Origin of the sequence: Mesorhizobium sp. M7A.F.Ca.CA.004.04.2.1, assembly GCF_004022825.1 — a bacterium.
Classification (GTDB): Bacteria; Pseudomonadota; Alphaproteobacteria; order Rhizobiales; family Rhizobiaceae; genus Mesorhizobium.
In genome coordinates, this window is the sequence record NZ_RZPH01001340.1 from 1 (window position 1) to 1,281 (window position 1,281).

The following is a 1,281-nucleotide window of genomic DNA, read 5'->3' on the forward strand; positions in this document are numbered from 1 at the left end:
GTTCGAGGAACCTATCATCGCCGACGACAAGCCCGGCATGGCTGAAGTGCGGGCGTCAGGTGCCGTCCCGATCGCCACCGGCGAAAGCGAGGCGACACGCTATGCCTTCCGCGATCTCGCGGTGCTGAAAGCCGCCGATATTTTCCAGCCGGATCCCGCCTTCTGCGGCGGTATCAGCGAGGCGATGAAGATCGGCACCATCGCCAGCGCCTTCAATCTGCGCTTTGCGCCGCATCTGTGGGCCGGCGCGCCCTGTTTTTTCGCAGGCTTGCATGTCTGCGCCGCCTCGCCGTCGAGTTTTACCGTCGAATATTCGCTCGGCGCCAACCCGATGATCCACGATCTGGTCGAAGAGACTGTCGAAGCCAGGGACGGCATGATAGCGATCCCGGAAAAACCGGGTCTGGGATTCACCATTTCGGAGCGATTCCTGGAGGCGCACGCGCAGCGCGGTTGACGATGAAAGAAAAGAACCTCCTCGCGGAACTCGCTGCCTACCTGTTCTCCCATTCGGACAAGGAGAGCGGCCGTACGCCTTCGGAACGCGAACTGGCGGAGCATTTCGCTGTCAGCCGCGGCCAGATCCGCGAGGCGCTGGCCATCCTTGAGGCCATGCGCATCGTTGAGCGCCGGGCCAAGTCCGGCATCTACATCGACACCAAGCAGGCCAGCGTGGAGGCCATGGCGCTCTTTGCCCGCGCGGGCCTGCCGCTCGACCCGATCCAGATCTACGAAACGGTCGAACTGCGCAAGATCCACGAGATCAAGGCGGCCGAACTTGCCTGTTCGCGCGCCACAGAGGAGAATTTCGAGCGGCTGCGCGAGATACTGAAAGCTTCGGAAGAGCGCATTGCCGCCGGCGAAGGGCTTGCCAGGGAAGACCGTGAATTCCACCTCGAGATCGTGCGCGCCACCAAGAACAGCGTCTTCCACAATGTCTGCAGCGTCTACTATATGATGGGCGAGCAGCGCCTGCCGATCTATTTCAACGACCCCGAGCGCAACGTGCGCTCGCATGCCGAGCATATCCAGATCTATGAGGCGCTGCTGCGCCGCGATGGCAATCTCGCCCAGGCGCTGATGAGCGCCCATTTGCAAGGGGCTGAGAGCTACTGGAAAGGCCTGATCGAGGGCCATGGCGAGGAACCTCAAAGCCCGGCGCTCGAAAAAGCTTGACCGACATGACCCGAATCCTCACCACCCACGCCCTGCACCCGCGCGCCTCGGCCATGCTGGCCGGCGCCGGAGAACTCGTCGTCGCCTCCGCCATCGATCCGGCCA

At 62.8% G+C, this 1,281-nt stretch carries 2 protein-coding genes and 1 pseudogene; all 3 read left to right on the forward strand.

Annotation, left to right across the window (positions count from 1 at the left end; translation table 11 throughout):
* On the forward strand, positions 1-457 hold a 457-nt coding region (locus EN893_RS34375; protein ID WP_281062528.1), incomplete at its 5' end, for an enolase C-terminal domain-like protein.
* Between the two features lie 2 nt (positions 458-459).
* On the forward strand, positions 460-1,176 hold the full coding sequence (locus tag EN893_RS34380) for a FadR/GntR family transcriptional regulator (RefSeq protein ID WP_013529506.1): 717 nt from the start codon (positions 460-462) through the stop codon (positions 1,174-1,176).
* A 5-nt stretch (positions 1,177-1,181) separates the two neighbouring features.
* Positions 1,182-1,281: pseudogene (locus EN893_RS39665) on the forward strand (dehydrogenase); the annotation flags it as partial.

Coding starts and splice junctions, on each gene's coding strand:
- EN893_RS34380 (WP_013529506.1), top strand. CDS start 460: ATGAAAGAAAAGAACCTCCTCGCGGAACTCGCTGCCTACCTGTTCTCC.